Below are 23,294 nucleotides of genomic sequence, written 5' to 3'. Positions count from 1 at the left end.
CGACACGCGTGATCAGAGGGTCGACACGGCAAGGTTCCCCGGTTTCGCCGTGTCGACCCTTCAATCACGCGTGTCGACTGCTCAATCACGCGTGTCGACCCTTCCCGCACGCCGGCCCGGGAGGGCGAAGCGGATTTCGCGGGCCAAGGCCGGGGTGAGGGTGGTGCAGGCCGCGTCGATTTCCGCGGCCAGGCCCGGGCTCGGGGTGGTGTAGGTGCCGGCTGAGTGGGTGAGCCAGGCGTGGAGGTCCTGGTGGGCGTCGGCCGCCAGGTCCGGGTCGTGCAGGAGGGTGAGGTCCGTGTGCAGGCGGAGCCACACGTCGTGGTCGCGCAGGAGGGCCACCGCCGCGCGGCGCGTGTGGAGCGGGCGGTCCCGGCCCAGGAGGGGCCGCAGCGTCGCCGGGTCGGTGCACCGCCCGCGCAGGAACAGCACCACCTGGCGGGTCACCGACGGCGACGGGTCCGTCAGCAGCGGACGCACCGCCGCCGACTCCGGCGCGATCCGGCGCAGGCCGCGGACCGCCGCCCGGCGGATCCGGGGACGGTCGTCGGCGAGGTGACGCTCCAGGAACGCGGCGTCGGCGGCGACACCCGTCTCGCCGAGCCCCGCGAGCACGCCGAACGACATCGGCATCACGCGGTAGTGCGCCGCCGGGTCGCCGCCCGCCTTCAGGACCAACGCCTGCGCCATCGACCGGACCGCCGACGACCGGTCCGCCAGGTGCGCGACAGCGGCATCGGGACCCAGCAACGCCAACGCCCGCATCCGGACCTTCGGCACCCCCAACGCCAACAGCTCCGAGACGCACTCGCCGCGGTCCAGCAGCGTATTGCCGCAGGTCGCGCGCACGACGATGTCGGCGTCCCGCACGGCAATGCCGAGCAGCCGCTCGCGGGACAGAAGCCCGCTCGCCTCCGCGTGCACCCACCGGCGGGTTTCGCGGTCCTCCAACGCGAGCGCGTCGTCGAGGGCGCCCGGCAGGTTGGAGCGGAACAGCGTGGTCATCCAGTCGTCGACCTGCCGCCGTCGCAGCACGCCGATCAGCGGCAGCATCGCCCGGAACGCGGATTCGTCCAACCGGGACAGCACGATCGACCGGGCGAGCTCCCGGACCGGCCGCACCCAGTCGACGCACCGGACCAGCAGCAGCGGCAGTGCCTCGGGATCGGTGCTGACCGCCAAGCGCTCGACGGCCGCCTCGCGCAGGTACCCGTCACCGTCACACACGGCTTCGGACAGCTCTTCGCGCGAAGGCCGGCGGCTCAGCCGCCTCCCGCGGCGATACCCCGACGCGCGCCGCACGGCCGCGTCGAACTCGGCCCACTGCCGCACATCCCGGTAGACGATCATCGGTCTCCCCTCCGGCGCCCAGGATGCCCCGGCCCCGGAGGGGCGTCGAACCGATTTACGCCAGCAGCGCGCGCACCGCCGCCGGGGCGTCGGCGATCGCGACCGGGTTCTGCTCCCGCGTCGCCAGGCTGCGGACCGTCACGTTCCCCGCGGCCCAGTCCTCCTGGCCGACGATCACCACCGCGGCCGCTCCCGCCTTGTCCGCGCGGGTCAGCTCCTTGCCCAGCTTGCGGTGCTCGATCGGCGTCGACGTCCGCAGGCCCGCGCCGCGCAGGGACGCCGCCACCGAGCGGGCCGCGTCCGAGAGGTCCTCGGTCACCGGGATCACCATGACGTCGACCTCGCTGCGCGGGGCCGGGGTCAGCCCGTGCGTGTCGAGGAAGTCGATCAGCGTGACGTCGCCCATGCCGAACCCGATGCCCGGGATCTGCTGCGGCGTGAACATCGACGCGAGGTCGCTGTAGCGGCCGCCGCCGAAGAGGGCGCGGCGGTTCTCCGGTGAGGTGTCGAAGACCTCGAACACGGTCGACGTGTAGTACGCCAGCCCGCGCACGATCATCGGCTCGTACTTGACCAGCGAACCCGCGCTGCTGTTCAGCACGCGCACCAGGTTCGACTGCTCCAGCACCTCCGCCGGCAGCTCGTCCAGCAGCGCCTCGCCCGCGTCGAGCGTCTCCGCCAGCTTCTCGAACTGCTTGTCCGAGAGCCCGATCTCGCCGGCGCTCTCGGCCAGCTTCTCGCGCGGGTACTTCTCCCAACGGTCGACCAGCGCGAACACCTGGCTCAGGTGGTCCGCCGACACCCCGGCGACGTCGGTGAGCGCCGACGTCAGCAGGTTCCGGTCGTTGACGCGCAGCACGAACATGTCCGGCGTCGCGCCCAGCGCGGCCATCATGTCGTGCACCAGCTCGAAGATCTCGATCTCGCAGTTGGCGCTGTCCGAGCCGAAGATGTCCGCGTTGATCTGCCAGTGCTCACGCACGCGGCCGCGCTGCGGCGCTTCGTACCGGTGGCAGTTCGGGTGGCTGTACCAGCGGACCGGGAACGACAGCGACTTCGCGCTCCCGGCGATCATCCGCGCCACCGACGGCGTCATCTCCGGCCGCAGCGCCAGCCGCCGCCCGCCCTTGTCGGTCAGCGTGTACAGCTGCTTGTCCGCGAGCTCCTGCCCGGACTTCCGCTCGTAGATCTCGGCCGACTCGAGGATCGGGCCGTCGTAGCGGAGGAAACCGCGGCGCTCGAGGACGTCGTAGAGATGACCGAACACCTGGGTACGCACGGACATTTCGGCGGGCAGGAAGTCCCGGGTCCCCTTGTAGGGCGCGGTCGGCAGGTATTCAGGCACGTCACCAGCTTAACGACCGGCACTCAGGCGAAAGCGACCCCGTACGCCGTGAGCAGCATCGCCGCGGCCAGCAGCACCGCGCCCGCGGACGTCACCCGCCCGCCGAGCCGGCCCCGGTTCGGGAGCAGGTGGAGGAAGAATCCACCCGATTGGGCGAGGATCCCGAACAACAGCAGGAAGCACGTGATCCACAACGTCGTGTCGGACAGCGTCGTGCGGCTGAGGATCTGCAGCGCGACCAGGGCGAGGACCAGCAGGACGCCGGCGTGCGCGTGGCCGGCCCGGAACATCGCGCGCTGGTGCTCGGTCAGCTTGCGGTCGCGCAGGACGCCCATCAGCGCGTAGCCGCCGTACATCACGGTCGGCAGGGAGACCAGCGCGATCACCGTGAACAGCTGGGTCGGTCCGTGCATCGGGGAGCTCCTTCGAGGTGGGGTAGCGCAACAGTAACACTGTTTTAAAACGCTGTCACCAAAGAAGGCATTCCCCGATCGGGGAACTAGGCGACGCGGCCCTGGGCCAGCACCAGCACGGGATTGCGGAGCGCGGCCAGCGACGCGAGCGGGTCGCCTTCGACGACCAGGACGTCCGCCGCGAGCCCGGGCGCGAGCCGGCCGGTCACGGCGCCGAGGTCGAGCCCGGCCGCGCTGTCCTCGGTCGCGATCTCGAGGATCCGGCGCCGGGAAAAGCCGAGCCACTCGTACAGCTCGAGCGCGCCGGCCGGGTCGTCGAACACCGAGCCGGCCAGGCCCGCGTCCGTTCCGGCGAGCAGGCGGACGCCCTGCTCCTCGAGCCACGGCAGCCGGCCGTACATCGCCTGCCCGAGCTCGTCGCCGAGCCGCTCGACGATCGTCCGCCAGTTGCGGCTGCTCGTGGAGCACGCCGAGATGCCTTCGGCAGCCATCCGCTCGGCCATGTTCGCGCGCCGGTCGAACGAGCGCGGCCCGGTCATGAAGCTGCAGTGCTCGACCGTCGAGACGCCGGCGTCGACGGCGGCCTCGATCGCGTCGGCGCCGTGGGCGTGCGCGGCGACCGGCAGCCCGTGCGACGCGGCGTGTTCGGTGACCACGCGCAGCTGCCGGGCGTCGAACTGCGACTCCCACATGTCCGCGCCGCCTTCGGTGATCTGGCCACCGCTGGCCATCACCTTGATCACGTCCGCGCCCGCCGCCGCGTTCGCGTCGATCAGGGCGCGGATTTCGCCGTCGGAAGCCGTTTCGCCGCCGAAGAAGTGGCAGTGCCCGCCCGGCACGGTGATCGGCGGTCCCGACACCAGCAGCCGCGGCGCGGGCGAACCTTCGAACGAGCGCCGGACGGCCGCGCCGAGGTGGCCCCGGTCCCCGAGGTCCCGCACGGTCGTGACACCGCTGCGCAGCATCGCCGTCAGCCGCGAGCGCGCGCCGTCCAAGAGGTCTTCGCTCGCGGAGAAGTGGGCCAGCATCTCGCGGGAGGCGTCGAACGCCAGGTGCACGTGGACGTTGAACAACCCGGCGAGCGCGGTCCCGGTGGGGAAGTCGTGCCGGGCCGCGTCCGGTGCGGCCTGCGCGACGACGTCCGCGCGCGGGCCCGCCGCGACGATCACGCCGTCGCGCACCAGCACCGCGCCGTCTTCGACCGGGGTGGCGGGCCGCGGCAGCACGCGACCGGCGGTGATCAGGGTGTCCACGTCACTTCCCGTCCGTCATCGCGGCCGACAGCGCGAGCAGCGGCCGGACGTCGGATTCGAGGTCGTCGGCCCCGGCGGGCAGGACCTGCTTGGCGCGGCCGTCGCTGGCCTCGCCGTCCGCGTGCCGCCGCAGCGCCGACTTCAGCGCGGCCGCCGCGGCCCCGGGATCGGCCGCGACGACTTCGCCGAAGTCCGCGTCCAGGTACGGCGACAGCTGCACCAGGCCGTCCCGGATCTCGATCACCCGGCGGTAGTGCACGCGGTGGATGCCGCGCGGGGAGAGGCGGTCGCCGCGGCGCGGCGGGGTCCGCAGCACGATGCTGGGGAACGCCTCGACCAGCACCGTCCACAAAGGAGCCAGAGCCTCGTGTTCGCGCCGGTGCTGGCGGCGGCGCCGCAACGCCGAAACCCGCGCCCGCAACCCCGGGTAGGTGACGCCGGCCAGGAACAGCATCCCGCCGACCACCACGAACGGCACGCCGAGCAGCAGCAGGATCTTGACGACCGGGCCGAACACCCACGCCACCACGATGTACAGCGCGCGGAAGACGCTGCCGGCGGCCGCGCTCGCCATGCCGATCGCGCCCAGCCGCAACCCGATCCGCAGATTCCGGTCGGCCACCCGCAGATATCGCACGATCCAGGCCGTGCAGGCGATGAGACCGTAGATCAGGTACAGCCCGGCGCCGAGATAGAAGACCGCGACACCGCTGTCGTGGATCGTCGACGGCCCCAGCGGCAGGCCGCGCAGCTCCGGCCGCGTCAGATCCATCGCGACGATCATCAGCGCGATCGCCGCGGCCAGCGGGATCAGTTCGGCGACCACCCGGCGGTACCGGCGGGGACCCAGCGCCGAGCCGAGGAAGAAGATCACCAGCGCGCAGATGCCGCACGCCAGCAGCGCGTTGTTCGCCACCCGCGCCGCACCGCGGCCCAGCAGCGCGTCGACGTCGTCGGAGAGCTCCGGCTGCTGCAGCAGGAACGCCGCCGCGAACCCGGCCACGCACGCGGTGACGGCCCAGTTCGGCACGGTCGGCGCGCGCGTCACCTGGTAGATCCGCCACGCGAGCGCAGCGGCGAACAGCACCAGCGCGATCAAGTTCACGGGGCTGAAAAGTGTGCTCACAACCACCCTTGGTGATCGCCGAGCGCCCCCTGGATCCGGCGGAGATCCCGGTCCGCAGCACGCCGCGGGATCGTGTAGTTCAGGACCGACGCCCACTCGAGGATGATGGTCGCGACGGTCTCGGCTTCCCACTCGTGCGCGTCATCGTAGGACGAGCGGCGCAGGGCGCGGTGCACGGCATCCGGGTCGAGATCGGTGGCCGGGCCGCGCAGGAAGTCCGCCGGCTCGGCGTCGCCGTGCGGGTGGTGGTCGGCCAGCATGTGCCCGAGCTCGTGCAGGATGATGTGGTCCTGGTGGGATTTCGTGGTTTCGGCCTGGTAGAAGATGTAGTCCGCGGACGACGTCGCGATCCAGCAGCCGAACGGGCCCGGCACTTCGAGCGGGTACGCCAGCAGCCGGATCGGTTTCCCGCGCCGCTCGCCCAGCCGCGCGCACAGCACCTCGACGTCCAGCGGCGGCCCGATGTCCAGGTCCTTGAGCAGCTTCCGGCAGCGGCGGCGCAGCTCGCGTTCCTTCATCGCAGCGCGCTTCCCGGGCCCCGGTCGTCCGGGTTCCGGCCCTCGCGTTCGGCGCGCTCATAGCGCTCGACGAGCTCCAGCAGGTCCATCACCTGCCGGCGGCCCTGCGGGGACAGCTCCTGGGCCCGCATCGCCATCAGCTGCGCCTCGCCCGCCGGCGGCGCGGCCGCCTCTTCGTCGAAGAAGTACGTCACCGGCACGCCGAACAGCCTCGCCAGCGCCTCGACGTAGTGGATCTTCGGGTTGACCCGCTTGCCGGTGGCGAGCTGCTGCAGGTAGGCGGGCGACATCGCCGGGCCGCCCGCGCGCTCGACGGCGGCGGAGATTTCCCGGTAACTGTGCGGTGCGCGCCCGTCCAGCCGCGCCGCCTCGATCAGGGCGCTCAGGCGCTCCGCAAAGGTGCGTTCCCGTGCCATCTCCACCCCCTGGGAATCCAGCCGCGGAAAATTCTAGCCGCAGAACCACTGTACGCACATGTTGACAGCTATCGTATGCAGTGGTTTACAGTTGGCAAGCCTCTCGCCTGGCTCTCCGTGCCCTGGGGGTGTACGGAACGCTCAGGCGAGAGGTTGTCGTGCCTTCGACTCGTCATGATCGGCCGTCTGTAGTACGCTTCAGGGGTCAAGGTTGATCGCCCTCGGGCGAACCCTTGACCACGGCCTGTTGCCGGAGGTCGACCCCCAGGGCTTCCGGTGACAGGCCCCTTTTATTTTCCTTCAGGCCATCAGCGTGGCGGCCAGCGTGCCACCCAATTCGGTGCACGCTTCCAGGGTCTTCCGGTCCGGATCACCGGTTGCGGTGACCGATTCCGCCGCTTTGGCCCACGCCAAGCCGGTCGTGATGGCCAGCAGTTGCCGCTCGGTGCCCGAAATGTCGCTATTGCCGTGAATCCAGTACCCGAACGGGCGACCTCGCGTCTCGTCCAGGCACGGGTAGTAGATCGTGTCGAAGAAGTGCTTCAACGCGCCGCTCATGCTGCCCAGGTTCGCCGGCGTGCCCAGCAGGTAGCCGTCCGCTTCGAGGACGTCGGTGGCGGTGGCCGCCAGCGCCGCGCGGCGGACCACCTCCACCCCTTCGATGTCCGGGTGCGTCGCGCCCGCGACGACCGCCTCGAACAAAGCTTGCATCGACGGCGACGGCGTGTGGTGCACGATCAGCAGCCGCGCCATCAGGCGAGCAGCTCCTCGACGTCGGCCCGCAACGCCGTCAGCCGCTCCTGCGCGACCTCACGGGCGTCGGCCACCACCTGCAGGTACGCCTTCAGCTTCGGCTCGGTCCCGGACGGCCGCACGACCACGCGCACCCCGTCGCCGGTCAGCCGCACGACGTCGGCCTCCGGCAGCAGGTCTTCGAGGGTGACCTCGACGCCGCCGAGCCGGGCCGGCGGGGTGGCCCGCACCTTCGCCATCAGCTGCCCGCGGACGGCGAGATCGGTGACCCGCAGCGAAACCTGATCGGTCAGGTGGACGCCGTGGCGCCGGGACAGCTCGTCGAGCACGTCCAGCGGCGTGCGGCCCTGCGCCTTCAGCTGCGCGGCGAGCCCCGCGGCCAGGGTCGCGGCGGCGATGCCGTCCTTGTCGCGCACGAAACCCGGGTTCACGCACAGCCCGAGCGCCTCTTCGTAGGCGAACACCAGTCCTTCGCCGGCCCGCACCAGCCACTTGAAGCCGGTCAGCGTCTCGGCGTACCGGGCACCCTCGGCCTTCGCGATCTCGCCGAGCATCGACGACGACACGATCGTGGTCGCCACCAGCGGGTCCGGCAGCACCGTTCTATCCACTGTGGACAGTACGTACGAACCGAGCAGCACGCCGGTTTCGTCGCCGCGCAGCATCCGCCACTCGCCTGTCCGCTCGCGGACGCCGAGTGCGCACCGGTCGGCGTCCGGGTCGAGCGCGATCGCCAGGTCGGCGTCCACATCGGACGCCAGGGCCAGCAGCAGGTCGGTCGCGCCCGGCTCCTCCGGGTTCGGGAACGACACGGTCGGGAAGTCCGGGTCCGGCGCGGCCTGGGCTTCGACCAGGTGCAGGTCGGTGAACCCGGCCCGCTCGAAGGCCGCGCGCAGCGTGTCGGCGCCGACGCCGTGCAACGCCGTCGCCGCCACCCGCACCGTGCGCTCGTGGCCCAGCGGCAGGGTCGCGACCTCGTCGAGGTAGCGGTCCAGCAGGTCGACGACCTCGGCGCCGGGCGCCCGCGGCACCTCGATCGCCGCGGGCGCGGCCTCGATGGCGCGCTCGATCTCGCCGTCCGACGGCGGGACGATCTGGCCGCCGGTCGCGTCGTAGAGCTTGTAGCCGTTGTCCGCCGGGGGGTTGTGCGACGCGGTGATCTGGATCCCGGCCACCGCGCCGAGCCGGCCGACGGCGAACGCGAGCACCGGCGTCGGCAGCGGGCGGGGGAACACCTTGACGTCGAAGCCGGCCGCGGTCAGCACCTCGGCGGCGGCCGTGGCGAAGGCTTCCGAGCCGTGCCGCGCGTCCCGGCCGACGACGACCAGCGCGCCGGCGTGCCCGTGCGCCGTCAGCCACTCCGCGACCCCGGCCGTCGTACGGGTGACGACGGCGACGTTCATCCCGTTGGGCCCGGCGCGCACCGGGCCGCGCAGGCCGGCGGTGCCGAACTCCAGGGGGCCGGCCAGGCGGTCGGCCAGGTCCGCGGCGGCGCCGGGGTCGCGTTCGGCCCGGGCCAGGACGGCCTCGAGCTCGGCGCGGGTGGCGGGGTCCGGATCGGCGGCGATCCAGCGGGAAGCGGCGTCACGCAGGGTGGAATCCGATGTCACCGCGACAGCCTACGGGCTATGGTCGGGTAGGTGCGCTTACTCTTCACCTCACTGGGGTCCTTCGGCCACACCTTCCCGCTCGTCCCGCTGGCGGTCGCCGCGCGCGAGGCGGGCCACGACGTCGTCTTCGCCACCTCGGAAGACTTCCTGCCACAGCTGACCAAAGCCGGGCTCGAGACGGCGGCCGCCGGGCTCGCGATCAAGGACGCGTTCGGCCAGGCGTTCGGCGAAGCGGGCCGGCCCGGCCCGCCGGGTGACATCCCGCGGGAGCTGCTGTTCCCGGTCGTCGCGAAGGTGTTCGGCGAGCTGATGCCGAAGCGGTTCGTCGCCGACCTGCGGCCGCTGTTCGAGCACGTCCGCCCCGACCTCGTGGTCAGCGAAGCGGGCAATTCGGGCGGGGCGTTCGCCGCCATCAAGGCCGGGATCCCGGTGGTGATGCACGGTTTCGGCCGCGTGTCGACCGGCGACCCGATGACCGGGCAGATCCGCGACGCGATCCGCGTCCACGCCACCGAGCTGGGCATCGAGATGGGCGAGGACCTGGCGTTCGGCGGCCCGTTCGTCGACATCTGCCCGGAGTCGGTGCAGGACGCGGACTTCCTGGCCCGCACCCGCCGGGTGCCGCTGCGCCCGGTCGGCTGGAGCGAGCCGGGCGAGCTGCCGAAGGGCGTGCTGGACAAGCGGCGTCCGCTGGTCTACCTGACGCTGGGCACGGCGATGGGGCACGCGGGCGTGCTCACCGAGGCGATCGCCGGTCTGTCCGGTTTGGACGTCGACGTCCTGGTCGCCACCGGCCCGTCGCTGCCCGAGGGCGTGCTGGGCGAGGTCCCGGAGAACGTCCGGCTCGAGGCGTGGGTCCCGCAGGCGGCCCTGCTCCCGCACGTCGACCTGGTGGTCCACCACGGCGGCAGCGGCACGACGCTCGGCGCGTTCGGCGCGGCCCTCCCGCAGCTGCTCCTCCCGCAGGGAGCGGACCAGTTCACCAACGCGGACGCGGTCCTCGCGGCCGGCGTCGGTGACCGCCTCCTCGGCGCCGAAGTCACCGCCGAGGCCGTCGCCACCAAGGCCCGTCACCTCCTCACGGACACCGCGGTCCGCGACGCGGCCCAAGCCCTGGCCGCCGAAGTCGCGGCCATGCCCTCCCCAGCCGACGTCGCCGCCCAGCTCCCCACCCTGACCTGACATCGTGTCGACCCTCTGATCACGCGTGTCGACCTCCTGATCACGCGTGTCGGCGTTTCCCGCACACCGCTCCGGTGCGCGGAGGGTCGACACGCGTGATTGAAGGGTCGACACGCGTGATTGAGGGGACGACACGAAGTTAGGCGCGGGTGACGAGTTCCCGGAGCAGGGAACCCATCTGGGTGGCCGCGGCGCGGCCGGCCTCCAGGACTTCCTGGTGGTTCAGGGGCTCGCCGGTCATGCCCGCGGCGAGGTTCGTCACCAGGGACAGGCCGAAGACCTCGACGCCGGCCGCGCGGGCGGCGATGGCCTCCAGGACCGTCGACATGCCGACCAGGTCAGCGCCCAGCGTGCGCAGCATGTGGATTTCCGCCGGCGTTTCGAAGTGCGGCCCGGTCAGGCCCGCGTAGACGCCTTCTTCGAGCGACGGGTCGATCTCGCGGGCGATGTCCCGCAGCCGCTTCGAGTACAGGTCCGTCAGGTCGACGAAGTTCGCGCCGACGATCGGCGAGCGCGCGGTCAGGTTCAGGTGGTCCGAGATCAGCACCGGCTGCCCCACCCGGAACCCTTCGCGCAGGCCGCCCGCCGCGTTCGTCAGCAGCACCGACCGGACGCCGGCCGCCGCGGCGGTGCGCACGTTGTGCACCACCGGGTCGATGCCCTTGCCCTCGTAGAAGTGCGTCCGGCCCAGCATGACCAGGACGTTCTTGTCCCCGATCTTCAGCGACCGGATGGTGCCGCCGTGGCCCACCGCGCCGGGCGTGGTGAAGCCGGGCAGCTCGGCGAACGGGATCTCCGTCTCGCACTCCCCGATGACGTCCGCCGCCGGGCGCCAGCCCGACCCCAGGACCACCGCGATGTCGTGCGCGTCAACGCCGGTGCGCTTGGCGATGGCGCTCGCGGCTTCGTGTTCACTCATGCGAGGGAGCGTAACCGGGCACTTCGCACGGCCAGGAACACCACCAGCCCGAACGGCGACAGGAAGATCGTCAGCAGCAGGATCGGGCTGACGAGCCACGGCGAGATCCCGGCCGAGCGCCCTTCGAGGTACATCCACCGCGCGATGAACAGGTCGAACGCGATGAGGTGCGCCCAGACGAGCCCAGCGCCCCACGGCGTCGCGAGCAGCGTCTGGAGGACGCCGAGGTCGGGCCGCAGCATCGCCCGTCCCCACTCGCCGAAGTGCGGCAGCACGAGCGCGAAGTAGCACACCAGCGGCAGCAGCGGCACCCACGGCGAGCGCATGACCCGCTCGGTCCACCGCCACTTCGGGGCCAGGATCAGCAGCGCCCAGAACGGCGCGGCCAGCGGGAAGGCCAGGTCGAAGAGGTTCATCGGACGCGCACCGTAGCCCACGAACCCAGCCCGACCGCCGCGACCAGCAGCGCGAACGCCCCGAGCGTCGCCGCGTCCGGGTGCACGATCGACTGTGCCCGCAGCGCCTGCCAGGTGACCAGCGCGATCAGGCCCGCGTACCCGGCCGCTCCGAGCAGGACGAGCCGCGCGCGGACGACGTCGTCGCGCAGCCGCGGGAACCGCGAAGCCAGCGCCACCAGCGCGATGGCGAGCAGCGGCAGGGCCTGCAGGGCGTGCATCCCGACGAAGTGGGGGATCCGCAGGTCGCCGCCCACCGTGCTCCAGCCGAGGATCGGCAGGCCGGGGCCGCCGTCTTCGAGCCCGACGGTGTGCCCGCCGACCATCGACGGCTGCCCGCCGGTCCGCCACTGCGCGAGCTGCTGCGCGGTCGGCGACGTCATCAGCTGGCCGAGCGTGATCCCCACCAGCGACAGCGCCGCTCCGGCCCGCACCGCCCAGTACGACGCACGGTCGGGCATCTTCGTGAACAGCATCAGCACCGTGAGCGCCAGGGTGGCGACCCAGAGCACGACGATCATCACGGCCATGCTGCCGAAGATCGCGGCGTCCTGCGGGGTCGCGACGTTGAAGTGGCTCGCCCGGCCGCGCGCGGCCTGGAACACCAGCAGGACGTACTCGGCCGCGAAGATCACCACCAGAAGGTTGGTGAGCCAGTTCGCCGTGCGCCGGAACCGCGGCAGCAGCGAGACGAGCCAGCTCCAGGTGGCGAAGTAGAGCGCGCCGGACACCGCGAACTTGAACGGCTTCGCCCAGATCGGCGCGCCGCCCAGGGTGCGCTGGTCGAGGACCATGGCGGCCACGCACAGCAGTGCCACCACCCCCAGGGCGGCCGCCGCGAGCGCGGACGGCCGGTGCCAGGTGTTCGTTCTGCTCCGGAGATCGGCAAGGATGGTCATGAGTTCCTCCCAGAACGGATAGTCAAGCTCTCCGTTTTGGAAAGTTAAACTATCCATACTGAGAAGTCTTCAGGGTTGTCCCCGAGACGGACCCCGGGATCGGAGCGGAAACGCATGCGGATGGCCGAGCTGAGCGCCGAGTCCGGGGTGCCGGTCGCGACCGTCAAGTACTACCTGCGTGAAGGCCTGCTCCCGCCCGGCGAGCGCACCAGCCCGAACCAGGCCCGGTACTCCCCGGCGCACGTCCAGAGGCTGCGGCTGATCAAGGCGCTCACCGAGGTCGGCGGCCTGTCGCTGGCCTCCGTCGGCGTCGTGCTCGGCGCGATCGACGACCACGAGACCCCGCACCGGACGATGGGCGTCGTCCAGCAGGAGCTGGCCGGGCCCGCGCCGAAGGTGTCCGACGAGGCCGCCGAGTGGGCGTCCGGGCGGCTGGCGGACGTCATGCGCCGCCACGGCTGGAAGGAGCACCCGGCCGAGCACCGCGCGATGGCCAACCTCATCGCCGCGCTGGCGACGGCCAAGGAGCTGGGGCAGGAGAAGCTGACCGAACGCCTCGAGGAGTACGCCGACCTGGCGATGCGCGTCGCGGAAGTCGACGTCGAGGTGGTGGTCGGCCTGACGTCGCTGGACAAGATCATCGAGACCGGGCTGGTCGCCACCGTCCTCGGCGACCGGATCTTCGCCGGCCTGCGCCACCTCGCGCAGGAGCAGGTGTCCCGCACGGTCCTCGGCGGTTAGTCCGAGACGCTCAGCGTCGGGGCGACCCGGTCGAAGACGTCCTGGCGGCCCGAGTTCTCCTGTTCGGCCGGCACGGTGACGGAGAGGATCCACAGGCTGGTGCCCGCCTGGACCAGGTTCATGAAGGTGACGCGGGTGCCGCCGCCCCCGTCGCTCTCCGGGAGGGTGCCGCCCTCGGCCAGGCGGTAGGTCAGCGTCGTGCCCTTGCCGTCCGGCAGCGGCGACGGCGGGAAGAGGAAGAAGGCGTTGCCCGGGTAGGACGTCTTCAGGTAGGCGATGTACTCGTTGTCGTCGGGGAACTGGGCGAAGTACTTCACCAGCCGTTCCACCCGCAGCGACCGGCGGCCGTCCGGCGAGACGTACTGGACGGCGGTGCTCGCCCCGAACCTCGTGGTGTGCGGGGCGACGAACTTCTGCCAGCCCTCCGGCACCTGGAGGCCGAACTGCCCGCCGTTGCCGGTCACGTAGCTCGCGTCGCCGGACTGCTGCACCAGCGACGGCGGCGGCACGTCGGTCGGGCCGTTCGACGTGCTCCGCGGGGCGGCGGCCGGCGGCAGCAGCGACTGGCCGCCGACCGCCCTGGCCAGCGCGAACCCGCCGCCCGCGGCGAGCAGGAAGAGCAGGATGGCCACCGCGACGAGCACCGCGGTGGCCGTGGAGCTGCGCCGGGCCGGCCGGGGCGGCGCGACGAACACCGTCGGCGCGCTCGGCGTCGGGGACGGCGCCGGGGACGGCGGGCGCAGGAACGGCAGCGGGCCCGGGTCGGTGGCGAGCTCGCTGCTCGACCCCTCGGCCTTCTTCTCCGCCTTGGCCTTCTCGGGCAGGACGGTCTTGATCACCTGCGTGTCGGTGGCGTCCGGCTGCGCCGACGTCTTCTTGCCGTCCGGGGTGTGGAACAGCTCGGGCCCGAACAGGTCGAGCGGCGTCTTCGTCTGCAGCGGGTACAGCCGGTGCCGGACCTCGCGCAGGGTGATCCGCTGGCCGGGCTCCTTCTTCATCAGCGCGCCGATGACGTCGGCCAGCGGGCCGGCCTTCGGCTGCGGCACCTTCCCGTTGACGACCTTGCCGACCGTCTCCAGGGGATCGCCGTCGGCGTCGTACGGCGGCGCGCCCTCGACCGCGGCGAACAGCGTCGCGCCGAGGCCCCAGAGGTCCGCCGCCGGCGTGACGGCGCCGCCGGAGGCCACTTCCGGCGCGATGTAGGCGGGGGAGCCGAGCATGATCCCGGTGCGGGTCATGGTCGCCTCGGAGACGTTGCGGGCGATGCCGAAGTCGGTCAGCTTGATCCGGCCGTCACTGGCCACCAGGACGTTGCCCGGCTTGACGTCACGGTGGGTGATCCCGGCGGCGTGCGCGGCCTCCAGCGCGGACGCCACGGCGATGCCGACCGCGGCGGCCTGCCCGACGGTCAGCGGCCCGTGGTCGCGCAGGATGTGCGCCAGGCTGCGCGAGGGCAGCAGCTCCATCACCACGAACGGCTGGTCGTCCTCGCGGGCGACGTCGTGCAGGATGATCACGTTGGGGTGGGAGAGCACGGCGATCGCCCGCGCCTCGCGCAGCGTGCGCTCCCGCAGCTCGTCCGCCTGCGACGCCGGGATGCCCGGCGGCACCTTCATCTCCTTGACGGCCACCTGCCGGTGCAGGAACTCGTCGTAGGCCGACCAGACGGTGCCCATCGAGCCGGAGCCGAGCACCGAACGCAGCCGGTAGCGACCGGCGACCACTCGTGTCTCTTCGCTGGAGGGGGGCACGGGCCAATTGTGTCGTACCCGCGGCACCGGCCCCTAACCTGTCCGGTGACGGCCCCTAGCGCGACCAGACTCACAGGTCGAGCGCGGCGAGTGCCTCTACCATCACAGGTTATGACTGATGTGGCCGGTCCGGAGTCAGTGCCGATCTCCGAGCTCGACCTCGCGGCCGAGTTCCCGCAGGCGACGCGCGAACAGTGGCAGGAGCTGGTCGCGGGCGTGCTGCGCAAGAGCGGGAAGCTGCCGGAGGACTTCACGGGCGCCCCGGAGAGCAAGCTCGTCACGCGCACCTACGACGGGATCGGGATCCAGCCGCTGTACACGGCCGAAGACGTCCCCGGCGACATCGGCTTCCCCGGCCTGCCGCCCTACGTGCGCGGCGCGCGCCCGGACGGCCGGGTCGGCACCGGCTGGGACGTCCGCGCCCGGTTCACCGGCGACGACGGCCGCGCGGTCAATAAGGCGATCCTGGCCGACCTCGAAGGCGGCGTGACGTCGATCTGGCTGTCGGTCCCGCCCGCGGCCCTGGCCGACGCCCTGAACGAGGTGTACCTCGACCTGGCGCCCGTCGTGCTGGACGTGGGTGCGCAGTACGAAGCGGCCGCTTCGGAGTTGCTGGCGCTGTTCGACGAGCGCGAGATCCCGGCGAGCGAGGCCACCGCCGTCCTGGGCGCCGACCCGGTCGGGCTGGCAGCGCGGTCCGGTTCCGCGGTCGAGCTGGAACCGGCCGCCGCGCTCGCCGTGCGTGTCGCCGGGAAGTACCCGAAAGTGCGGACGATCGTCGCCGACGGCCTGCCGTTCCACGAAGCCGGCGGGTCGGACGCGCAGGAACTCGGCGCGCTGGTCGCCGCCGGCGTCACCTACCTGCGGGCGCTGACGGACGCGGGGCTGGACGTCGAGGCCGCCGCCGGCCAGCTGGAGTTCCGGCTCGCCGCGACCGCCGACCAGTTCTCCACCATCGCGAAACTGCGCGCGGCCCGCCGCCTGTGGGCCCGCGTCGCCGAGGTCTGCGGCTTCACCTCGCCGATGCGCCAGCACGCCGTGACGTCGCCGGCCATGCTGACCCGGCGCGATCCCTGGGTGAACATGCTGCGCACGACGGTGGCCTGCTTCGGCGCGGGCGTCGGCGGCGCGGACGCCGTCACCGTGCTGCCCTTCGACGCGGCGATCGGCAAGCCCGACGCCTTCTCGGCGCGGATCGCCCGCAACACCCACGCCGTGCTGCTGGAGGAGTCCAGGCTGGCCGGCGTGGCCGACCCGGCGGGCGGCTCCTGGTACGTCGAGAAGCTCACCGACGACCTCGCGCACGCCGCCTGGGCCGAGTTCACCGCCATCGAGGGCGAGGGCGGCCTGGCGGCTTCGCTGGCCTCCGGCGCGCTGGCCGGGCGGCTGGCCGAGACGTGGGAGAAGCGCTCGTCGCGGATCGCCACCCGGCGTGACCCGCTCACCGGCGTCAGTGAGTTCCCCAACCTGGCCGAGAAGCCGGTGGTGCGGGAGCCGGTTCCGTCCACTGTGGAAGGTGGGCTGCCGCGGCACCGGTACGCCGAGGGTTTCGAAGCGCTTCGCGACGCTTCGGACGCGTACCTCGCTTCGCACGGCTCGCGGCCGAAGATCTTCCTCGCGACCCTCGGCCCGGTCGCCGCGCACACCACGCGGGCCGGCTTCGCCGCCAACCTGTTCCAGGCGGGCGGGATCGAAGCCGTCAACCCGGGCGCGACCGACGACCTGCCCGGCGCGTTCGCGGCTTCCGGCGCGCGCATCGCCTGCCTCTGCGGCACCGATGACGCCTACGCCGCCCAGGCCGCCGAAGTCGCCAAGTCGCTCGGCGCCGAGTACGTCCTGCTCGCGGGGAAGGGCACCTACGACGGCGTGGACGCGAACGTCTTCGCCGGGTGCAACGCCCTGGAAGTCCTCGAAGGCCTGCACGCCAAGCTGGGAGTCACGCGATGAGCATCCCGAACTTCGCCGGTCTCGACCTCGGCACGCCGTCGCCGGGTGACCGCGACGCGTGGGCGCGCGCGGTGGAGAGCACCACCGGCAAGGGCCCGGACGCCCTGGCCTGGGAGACGCCCGAGGGCATCGGCGTCAAGCCCGTCTACACCGCCGCCGACCTGTCCGATGTGGACTTCCTCGGCACGTACCCGGGCATCGCGCCCTTCCTGCGCGGGCCGTACCCGACGATGTACGTCAACCAGCCGTGGACCATCCGCCAGTACGCCGGGTTCTCCACCGCCGAGGAGTCCAACGCCTTCTACCGGCGCAACCTCGCCGCCGGGCAGAAAGGGCTTTCGGTCGCCTTCGACCTGGCCACCCACCGCGGCTACGACTCCGACCACCCGCGCGTGTCGGGTGACGTCGGCATGGCGGGCGTGGCGATCGACTCCATCTACGACATGCGGCAGCTCTTCGACGGGATCCCGCTGGACAAGATGTCCGTGTCGATGACGATGAACGGCGCGGTGCTGCCCGTGCTGGCGCTCTACGTCGTCGCGGCCGAGGAGCAGGGGGTGAAGCCGGAGCAGCTCGCGGGGACCATCCAGAACGACATCCTCAAGGAGTTCATGGTCCGCAACACCTACATCTACCCGCCGCAGCCGTCGATGCGGATCATCTCCGACATCTTCTCCTTCACTTCGCAGCACATGCCGAAGTACAACTCGATCTCCATCTCCGGCTACCACATGCAGGAAGCCGGGGCGACCGCCGACCTGGAGCTGGCCTACACGCTCGCGGACGGCGTCGAGTACATCCGCTCGGGCGTCGACGCGGGGCTCAGTGTCGACAAGTTCGCGCCGCGGCTGTCGTTCTTCTGGGCGATCGGCATGAATTTCTTCATGGAGGTCGCGAAGCTGCGCGCGGCGCGCCTGCTGTGGGCGAAGCTCGTGAAGGGCTTCGACCCTTCGTCGCCGAAGTCGCTTTCGCTGCGGACGCACTCCCAGACGTCGGGCTGGTCGCTGACCGCGCAGGACGTCTACAACAACGTCGTCCGGACGTGCGTCGAGGCGATGGCCGCGACCCAGGGGCACACGCAGTCCCTGCACACGAACGCCCTCGACGAGGCCCTGGCGCTGCCGACGGACTTCTCCGCGCGGATCGCCCGCAACACGCAGCTGCTGTTGCAGCAGGAGTCCGGCACCACGCGCGTGATCGACCCGTGGGGCGGGTCCGCGTTCGTCGAGAAGCTGACTTACGACCTGGCGCGCAAGGCGTGGGGCCACATCACCGAGGTCGAGCAGGCCGGCGGCATGGCGAAGGCGATCGACGCGGGCATCCCCAAGCTGCGCATCGAGGAGGCCGCCGCGCGCACCCAGGCGCGCATCGACTCCGGGCGGCAGCCGGTGATCGGCGTCAACAAATACCAGGTCACCGACGACGAAGAGATCGACGTCCTGAAGGTCGACAACGCCGGCGTCCGCGCCCAGCAGCTGGAGAAGCTGCGGCGGCTGCGGTCCGAACGCGACCCCGCGGCCACCGAGGACGCGCTGCGGCGGCTCACCGAGGGCTCGCAGAACGGCGGCAACCTCCTGGAGCTCGCGATCGACGCGGCCCGGGCGAAGGCCACGGTCGGCGAAATCTCCGACGCCCTGGAGAAGGTCTGGGGCCGGCACTCCGGCCAGATCCGGACCATCTCGGGGGTGTACCGCGAGGAGGTGGGGAAGACGCAGAACGTCGAGAAGGCCCGTCAGCTGGTCGAGGAGTTCGCCGCGGAGGAGGGCCGCCGCCCGCGGATCCTCGTCGCGAAGATGGGTCAGGACGGCCACGACCGCGGCCAGAAGGTGATCGCCACCGGCTTCGCCGACCTCGGCTTCGACGTCGACGTCGGCCCGCTGTTCTCCACCCCGGCCGAGGTCGCGCGGCAGGCGATCGAGGCGGACGTGCACGTCGTCGGCGTCTCGTCGCTGGCCGCCGGGCACCTGTCGCTGGTGCCGGCGCTGCGGCACGAGCTCGCCGAGCTGGGCCGCGAGGACATCATGGTCGTCGTCGGCGGTGTCATCCCGCCGCAGGACTACCCGGCGCTGCGCGAGGCCGGCGCGGCGGCGATCTTCGGGCCCGGCACCGTGCTCGCGGACGCGGCCATCGACCTGCTCGGCCAGCTGTCCGCGCAGGAGTCCTGACCCTTGCCGCGCAAGATCGACGTCACCGCCTACGCCAAGGGGGTCCTGGCGGGCGACCGCGGGACGCTGTCGAAGGCGATCACGCTGGTCGAGTCGCAGCGGGACGACCACCGGGCGCTGGCGCAGGAACTGCTGGTCGAACTGCTGCCGTCGGCGGGTGGCGCCCAGCGCGTCGGCATCACCGGCGTCCCCGGTGTCGGCAAGTCGACATTCATCGACCAGCTGGGCACGGACCTGACCGCGGCCGGGCACCGCGTCGCCGTGCTGGCCGTCGACCCGTCGTCCACCCGGACCGGCGGGTCGATCCTCGGCGACAAGACCCGGATGGCGCGGCTGGCGGTCGACGAACGGGCGTTCATCCGGCCGTCGCCGACGTCCGGGACGCTGGGCGGGGTCGCGCGGGCCACCCGCGAGACGATCGTGCTGATGGAGGCGGCCGGCTACGACGTCGTGCTGGTCGAGACAGTCGGGGTCGGACAGTCCGAAGTGACCGTCGCGAACATGGTCGACTGCTTCCTGTTCCTCACGCTGGCCCGCACCGGCGACCAGCTCCAGGGCATCAAGAAGGGCGTGCTGGAGCTCGCCGACGTCATCGCGGTCAACAAGGCCGATGGCGACCACGAGCGGGACGCCCGGCGCGCGGCGCGGGAACTGGCCGGCGCGCTGCGGATGATCTACGGGCCCGAAGCGTCGTGGACGCCGCCGGTGCTGACCTGCAGCGGCCTGCACAACCTGCGGCTCGACGAGGTCTGGGGCGCGATCGAGCGGCACCGCGACACGCTGACGGCGTCCGGCGAACTCGACGCGCGGCGGCGGCAGCAACAGGTCGACTGGACCTGGGCGATGGTGCGCGAGCAGCTGCTGGGTCGGCTGGCGGTGCATCCGGACGTGCGAACGGTCGTTCCCGACGTCGAGCGGGCGGTGCGGGACGGTGAACTGACGGCTACCCTCGGTGCTCAGCGGATCCTCGACGCGTTCGGTGGCTGACGTGCGGGCGGTCCACGGGCAGAATGCCTGGTCGTGGCGAAGGGATGACATGGCGAAACTGCGGGGTCTGGTCCTGGTCGGGCTGCTCGGGGCGGTGCTGTTCACCGCGTCGCCGGCGTACGCGGCGCCGGTGCGCCCGGTGGCCGTGACGGTGAGCGTGTCTTCCGCAGCGCTGGTGCCGGCGCAGACCCAGCCTCCGGGGCCGGTCCTCGACCCGGCCCAGACGGACAAGGCGAACAGCGAAAAGACCCGGAACAAGCTGGTCGCGGGCCTGATCGCGGTCGTCCTGCTCGGCATCGTGATCTGGGGGCGCAAGATCCGTTCGAAGCGGGCCAAGGGGTCCTGAGGTTTTCGGCTTTGCCGAACTAGCCACGCCGTTCAACGCAGATCCGGTACCGGCCGTCTAGGACGGCGCTTTTCGAGGCGCGGCTTGCCGCCTGCATGGTGCACGATCGTCTGCAAATGCGTACAGATCGATCGGCACGACGCGTGACCCCAGCCGCTGCGCGGGTTACCCGTGTTGCGGGAGGAGGTGCGGCGTGACGGTGCTCGACTCACGGCCGGACGTTCCAGGCGACCCCCAAGGGCGCATCATCAACCCCATGGAGGGGTCCGAGGCGCTCATTTCCGAAGCCGGCGTAAGCATGGCTCCCGTGGAGGACCTTGGTGCGGGCCGCGGCCCGTTCTGGCTGGACGACTGGCTGCGCGCCAACGCGACCGACGTGCTCGCCTGGCGGCGGCACATCCACGCGCATCCGGAGCTGTCGCGGCACGAGTTCGCGACCACGGAACTGGTCGTCACGCTGCTGCGTTCGGTCGGGCTCAAGCCGTGGGTGCTGCCGGGCGGCACCGGCGTCGTCTGCGACATCGGCAGTGGCGAGCGGTGCGTGGCGCTGCGCGCGGACATGGACGCGCTGCCGCTGACGGAGGCGACGGGCCTGCCCTACGCGTCGACGACCGAGGGCGCGGCCCACATGTGCGGCCACGACGCCCACACGGCGATCCTGCTGGGCGCGGCCCGCGCCCTTGCCGGCGCGCCGGAGCTGCCGGGCCGGGTCCGGCTGATCTTCCAGGCGGCCGAGGAGGTCATGCCCGGGGGAGCCCTGGACATGATCGCGGCGGGCGCGCTGGACGGCGTCGAGCGGATCTACGGCCTGCACGTCGACCCGCGGCTCGAGGTGGGCTCGGTCGGAATGCGCGTCGGGGCCCTGACGTCGGCGGCCGACCTGATCGAGCTGCGCCTGACGTCCCCGGGCGGCCACACGTCCCGGCCCCACCTGACGGCGGACCTGGTCCACGCGCTGGGCACGGTGATCACGTCCCTGCCCGCGGTGCTCTCCCGCCGCGTCGACCCGCGTTCCGGGACGGTCCTGGTGTGGGGAGCGGTCCACGCGGGCCAGGCGGCCAACGCGGTCCCCCAGGACGGCGTCCTGCGCGGCACCCTGCGCACGGCCGACCACGAGGTCTGGACGGCCCTGGAGCCCCTGGTCGCCTCCTCGGTGGAGTCGCTCCTGGCCCCCACCGGCGTCGGCTTCTCATTGGACTATCGCCGCGGCGTCCCCCCGGTGGTCTCCGACCCGGAGTCGACGGCCCTGATGCGCGCCGGCGTCGAGGCGGCCCTCGGCGAGGGCGCGGTGGCCCCGACGGAGCAGTCCTCGGGAGGCGAGGACTTCGGCTGGTACCTGGAGCACGTCCAGGGAGCCTTCGCCCGCCTGGGCGTCTGGCCCGGCCCGCCCGCCCCCCAATCGGACATCCACCGCCCGACCTTCATCCTCGACGAGCGAGCCCTCCTCTGCGGAGTCCGAACCCTCGTCCACACCGCCCTAACCACCCTCGCCTAACCCGTGTCGTCCGCCTGAGTACGCGTGTCGTCCATCCAGGTACGCGTGTCGTCCGTTTGTGCACAAGAGTTGTCCCCAGGGTTATCCACAGGCAGGTAGTTATCCACAGCGGCTGAATCAGGCTCTCCCCAAGATGGCGGGAGAGCCTGATTCTTGATGTTGTGACCGAGTGGGGAGGACGGCACGGCGCGGTGTCGCGTCGACAGGCCGTGCAGATCATGGGGCAGCGCGCAGTACGCGAGGCGTTGGCAAGCGGCTTGCTGGCGCAACCGTGGCGAGGCGTCGTCATGCGCTCCAGCGACGCGTTGAAATTGAGGACGAGGGCTGAGGGCGCCCTGCTGGCGGTGGGGCGACCTGCCGTGTTGTCCGGACCGACATCCCTTGCCCTGCATGGGGTTTCGGCCGCGGAGTGTGCGGACATCCACATCACGGTGCCCTACGAACGCAGGATCAAGTCAAAGCCCGGCCTCGTCGTTCATCAGGGCTACCACCGGCCGACGGACGTCATCGAAGTCGACGGGCTCGCTACGTTTCCGATCGATCTCGCACTGGCGGAATTCCTCTGCGACGGTGACCGGCGAACGGCGTTCGCCGCCTTGGACGAATGCCTCCGGGAGTTGCCGTCGAACCATGATCGGAAGCTCCGCGAGAACATTCGAGACCGCCTCGACGACCGCCGGGATCGCCGAGGTATCCACAGGGCGCGGACGCTCCTGGAGCTCGCCACCGGCAAGGCCGAGTCGCCCCCGGAGAGCTGGCTGCGGCTGTTGGTGGTCGAGGCGGGGTTTCCGGTGCCGGAGCCGCAGTACGAGCTCACGGCTGTCGACGGTCGACTTCTCTACCGGCTTGACATGGCGTGGCCATCTCGGCGAATTGCACTCGAGTACGACGGGTACGCCGCCCACGAGGATCGAAAGGTCTACGACGCAGAGCGAGACGCCCGGATAGCGGGGCGCGGCTGGCTCACCATCCGCGCAATTGCGGCGGACCTCCGGGACTCGACTCGGCTCCTGAAAGAGCTCGATGAGGCATTCCGGCTGCGCTCCGCCTAGGTGGACGTACCTGGCTGGACGACACGCGTACTCAGGTGGACGACACGCGTACCTGGACGGACGACACGGGTTAGCCGGTTATGCCGGAGCAGGGGCGGGTTCGGAGGTCGTCGACGTAGTCGGCGGGGGCGCCGGCCGCCTCGGCGGCGTCGGCCAGGACGCCCAGGTAACGCGCTGAGGGGAGGCCGCCTTCGTAGGCGTCCAGGACGTACAGCCAGGCCAGGACCGAGCCGTCCATCGTCTGGACGCGGAGGCGGATCTTCGAGTGGATCCCCAGCTCGCCGCCTTCCCAGCGGTCCAGGCCGTCCTCGTCCAGCGAGGTCACGTCGTAGAGGACGACGAACACCCGGGAGCCCGGGTCCTCGACGATCGTGGCCAGGGCACCTTCCCACCCCAGGTCCTCGCCGCCGAAGGTCAGGCGCCAGCCCTCCAGCCAGCCGGTGCCGGCCATCGGCGAGTGCGGCGCGCGCTCCAGCATCTGGGCGGGCTCCATGTTCGATCCGTACGCGGCATACAACGGCACGCCGACAGCGTAGCGACACCTCCCTCACCCGAGTGGACGCACTCGCCG

General features: G+C 71.7%; 22 protein-coding genes. 8 read left to right on the top strand and 14 right to left on the bottom strand.

What is annotated here, in order from left to right; translation table 11 throughout:
* Positions 1–81: 81 nt before the first annotated feature.
* The 9 genes from H5965_RS17490 to H5965_RS17450 all read right to left on the bottom strand — a co-directional run bounded on the left by H5965_RS17490 (position 82) and on the right by H5965_RS17450 (position 8,784).
* Positions 82–1,350, bottom strand: a complete 1,269-nt coding sequence (locus H5965_RS17490) for a HEAT repeat domain-containing protein (RefSeq protein WP_310971065.1) — start codon at positions 1,348–1,350, stop codon at positions 82–84.
* Positions 1,351–1,405: 55 nt separating this feature from the next.
* Positions 1,406–2,695: a histidine--tRNA ligase gene (gene hisS / locus H5965_RS17485; RefSeq protein ID WP_310971064.1), complete on the bottom strand. Its 1,290-nt coding sequence runs from the start codon at positions 2,693–2,695 to the stop codon at positions 1,406–1,408.
* A gap of 23 nt (positions 2,696–2,718) precedes the next feature.
* Positions 2,719–3,108 carry a hypothetical protein gene (locus H5965_RS17480; RefSeq protein ID WP_310971063.1) on the bottom strand — a complete coding sequence of 130 codons (390 nt, stop codon included), beginning with the start codon at positions 3,106–3,108 and terminating at the stop codon, positions 2,719–2,721.
* Positions 3,109–3,194: 86 nt separating this feature from the next.
* Complete coding sequence (locus H5965_RS17475; RefSeq protein ID WP_310971062.1) at positions 3,195–4,361, bottom strand: amidohydrolase family protein; 1,167 nt, start codon at positions 4,359–4,361, stop codon at positions 3,195–3,197.
* Position 4,362: 1 nt separating this feature from the next.
* Entirely contained in the window at positions 4,363–5,487 is a 1,125-nt protein-coding gene (locus H5965_RS17470; RefSeq protein WP_310971061.1) for an MAB_1171c family putative transporter, read from the bottom strand.
* On the bottom strand, positions 5,484–6,005 hold the full coding sequence (locus tag H5965_RS17465) for a hypothetical protein (protein ID WP_310971060.1): 522 nt from the start codon (positions 6,003–6,005) through the stop codon (positions 5,484–5,486). Before H5965_RS17465 ends, H5965_RS17470 begins: the two co-directional genes overlap by 4 nt.
* On the bottom strand, positions 6,002–6,421 hold the full coding sequence (locus H5965_RS17460) for a helix-turn-helix transcriptional regulator (protein ID WP_310971059.1): 420 nt from the start codon (positions 6,419–6,421) through the stop codon (positions 6,002–6,004). The genes H5965_RS17465 and H5965_RS17460 overlap by 4 nt, the downstream gene beginning before the upstream one ends.
* Positions 6,422–6,721: 300 nt before the next feature.
* Entirely contained in the window at positions 6,722–7,174 is a 453-nt protein-coding gene (locus tag H5965_RS17455) for an NAD(P)H-dependent oxidoreductase (RefSeq protein ID WP_310971058.1), read from the bottom strand.
* The gene (locus tag H5965_RS17450; protein ID WP_310971057.1) at positions 7,174–8,784 is read right to left on the bottom strand and encodes a phospho-sugar mutase; all 1,611 of its coding nucleotides are present in this window, start codon (positions 8,782–8,784) and stop codon (positions 7,174–7,176) included. Before H5965_RS17450 ends, H5965_RS17455 begins: the two co-directional genes overlap by 1 nt.
* A 30-nt stretch (positions 8,785–8,814) precedes the next feature.
* On the opposite strand from H5965_RS17450, the gene H5965_RS17445 reads away from it, so the two are divergent.
* Positions 8,815–9,966 carry a glycosyltransferase gene (locus H5965_RS17445; protein WP_310971056.1) on the top strand — a complete coding sequence of 384 codons (1,152 nt, stop codon included), beginning with the start codon at positions 8,815–8,817 and terminating at the stop codon, positions 9,964–9,966.
* 139 nt (positions 9,967–10,105) lie between these two features.
* Here the strand turns inward: H5965_RS17445 and H5965_RS17440 are convergent, their stop codons facing one another.
* The 3 genes from H5965_RS17440 to H5965_RS17430 are packed head-to-tail and all read right to left on the bottom strand — an operon-like array spanning position 10,106 to position 12,239.
* Positions 10,106–10,885, bottom strand: a complete 780-nt coding sequence (locus H5965_RS17440; RefSeq protein WP_310971055.1) for a purine-nucleoside phosphorylase — start codon at positions 10,883–10,885, stop codon at positions 10,106–10,108.
* Positions 10,882–11,301, bottom strand: a complete 420-nt coding sequence (locus H5965_RS17435; protein ID WP_310971054.1) for an ABA4-like family protein — start codon at positions 11,299–11,301, stop codon at positions 10,882–10,884. The genes H5965_RS17440 and H5965_RS17435 overlap by 4 nt, the downstream gene beginning before the upstream one ends.
* Positions 11,298–12,239, bottom strand: coding sequence for a hypothetical protein (locus H5965_RS17430; RefSeq protein ID WP_310971053.1), 942 nt, complete (start codon positions 12,237–12,239; stop codon positions 11,298–11,300). The genes H5965_RS17435 and H5965_RS17430 overlap by 4 nt, the downstream gene beginning before the upstream one ends.
* Positions 12,240–12,353: 114 nt before the next feature.
* Between H5965_RS17430 and H5965_RS17425 the strand changes: the two genes are divergently transcribed.
* Complete coding sequence (locus H5965_RS17425) at positions 12,354–12,980, top strand: MerR family transcriptional regulator (RefSeq protein ID WP_396136910.1); 627 nt, start codon at positions 12,354–12,356, stop codon at positions 12,978–12,980.
* On the opposite strand, the gene H5965_RS17420 is transcribed toward H5965_RS17425, so the two are convergent.
* Positions 12,977–14,704 carry a serine/threonine-protein kinase gene (locus H5965_RS17420; RefSeq protein WP_310971367.1) on the bottom strand — a complete coding sequence of 576 codons (1,728 nt, stop codon included), beginning with the start codon at positions 14,702–14,704 and terminating at the stop codon, positions 12,977–12,979. The genes H5965_RS17425 and H5965_RS17420 overlap by 4 nt on opposite strands.
* 138 nt (positions 14,705–14,842) lie before the next feature.
* Here H5965_RS17420 and H5965_RS17415 point away from each other — a divergent pair, with 138 nt between their 5' ends.
* The 6 genes from H5965_RS17415 to H5965_RS17390 all read left to right on the top strand — a co-directional run bounded on the left by H5965_RS17415 (position 14,843) and on the right by H5965_RS17390 (position 22,723).
* Positions 14,843–16,678, top strand: coding sequence for a methylmalonyl-CoA mutase family protein (locus tag H5965_RS17415; RefSeq protein WP_310971051.1), 1,836 nt, complete (start codon positions 14,843–14,845; stop codon positions 16,676–16,678).
* The gene (gene scpA / locus H5965_RS17410; protein ID WP_310971050.1) at positions 16,675–18,843 is read left to right on the top strand and encodes a methylmalonyl-CoA mutase; all 2,169 of its coding nucleotides are present in this window, start codon (positions 16,675–16,677) and stop codon (positions 18,841–18,843) included. Before H5965_RS17415 ends, scpA begins: the two co-directional genes overlap by 4 nt.
* A gap of 3 nt (positions 18,844–18,846) precedes the next feature.
* Positions 18,847–19,830 (top strand): methylmalonyl Co-A mutase-associated GTPase MeaB, encoded by a 984-nt coding sequence (meaB, locus tag H5965_RS17405; protein ID WP_310971049.1) that lies wholly within the window; start codon positions 18,847–18,849, stop codon positions 19,828–19,830.
* Between the two features lie 49 nt (positions 19,831–19,879).
* A complete protein-coding gene (locus H5965_RS17400) occupies positions 19,880–20,176 on the top strand; it encodes a hypothetical protein (RefSeq protein WP_310971048.1) in 297 nt (98 codons plus the stop codon).
* A 193-nt stretch (positions 20,177–20,369) separates the two neighbouring features.
* Positions 20,370–21,671, top strand: coding sequence for an amidohydrolase (locus H5965_RS17395; protein ID WP_310971047.1), 1,302 nt, complete (start codon positions 20,370–20,372; stop codon positions 21,669–21,671).
* A 218-nt stretch (positions 21,672–21,889) separates the two neighbouring features.
* Positions 21,890–22,723 (top strand): hypothetical protein, encoded by an 834-nt coding sequence (locus tag H5965_RS17390; protein WP_310971366.1) that lies wholly within the window; start codon positions 21,890–21,892, stop codon positions 22,721–22,723.
* A 70-nt stretch (positions 22,724–22,793) separates the two neighbouring features.
* Here the strand turns inward: H5965_RS17390 and H5965_RS17385 are convergent, their stop codons facing one another.
* Entirely contained in the window at positions 22,794–23,246 is a 453-nt protein-coding gene (locus H5965_RS17385) for a gamma-glutamylcyclotransferase (protein ID WP_310971046.1), read from the bottom strand.
* Between the last annotated feature and the right edge of the window lie 48 nt (positions 23,247–23,294).

Source organism: Amycolatopsis sp. 505 (assembly GCF_031625235.1).
Lineage (GTDB): Bacteria > Actinomycetota > Actinomycetes > Mycobacteriales > Pseudonocardiaceae > Amycolatopsis.
This window is presented reverse-complemented; position numbering and strand designations above follow the sequence as displayed.

Coding starts and splice junctions, on each gene's coding strand:
- H5965_RS17490 (WP_310971065.1), bottom strand. CDS start 1,350: ATGATCGTCTACCGGGATGTGCGGCAGTGGGCCGAGTTCGACGCGGCC.
- H5965_RS17480 (WP_310971063.1), bottom strand. CDS start 3,108: ATGCACGGACCGACCCAGCTGTTCACGGTGATCGCGCTGGTCTCCCTG.
- H5965_RS17465 (WP_310971060.1), bottom strand. CDS start 6,005: ATGAAGGAACGCGAGCTGCGCCGCCGCTGCCGGAAGCTGCTCAAGGAC.
- H5965_RS17460 (WP_310971059.1), bottom strand. CDS start 6,421: ATGGCACGGGAACGCACCTTTGCGGAGCGCCTGAGCGCCCTGATCGAG.
- H5965_RS17455 (WP_310971058.1), bottom strand. CDS start 7,174: ATGGCGCGGCTGCTGATCGTGCACCACACGCCGTCGCCGTCGATGCAA.
- H5965_RS17440 (WP_310971055.1), bottom strand. CDS start 10,885: ATGAGTGAACACGAAGCCGCGAGCGCCATCGCCAAGCGCACCGGCGTT.
- H5965_RS17435 (WP_310971054.1), bottom strand. CDS start 11,301: ATGAACCTCTTCGACCTGGCCTTCCCGCTGGCCGCGCCGTTCTGGGCG.
- H5965_RS17430 (WP_310971053.1), bottom strand. CDS start 12,239: ATGACCATCCTTGCCGATCTCCGGAGCAGAACGAACACCTGGCACCGG.
- H5965_RS17425 (WP_396136910.1), top strand. CDS start 12,354: ATGCGGATGGCCGAGCTGAGCGCCGAGTCCGGGGTGCCGGTCGCGACC.
- H5965_RS17415 (WP_310971051.1), top strand. CDS start 14,843: ATGACTGATGTGGCCGGTCCGGAGTCAGTGCCGATCTCCGAGCTCGAC.
- scpA (WP_310971050.1), top strand. CDS start 16,675: ATGAGCATCCCGAACTTCGCCGGTCTCGACCTCGGCACGCCGTCGCCG.
- H5965_RS17400 (WP_310971048.1), top strand. CDS start 19,880: ATGGCGAAACTGCGGGGTCTGGTCCTGGTCGGGCTGCTCGGGGCGGTG.
- H5965_RS17390 (WP_310971366.1), top strand. CDS start 21,890: ATGGGGCAGCGCGCAGTACGCGAGGCGTTGGCAAGCGGCTTGCTGGCG.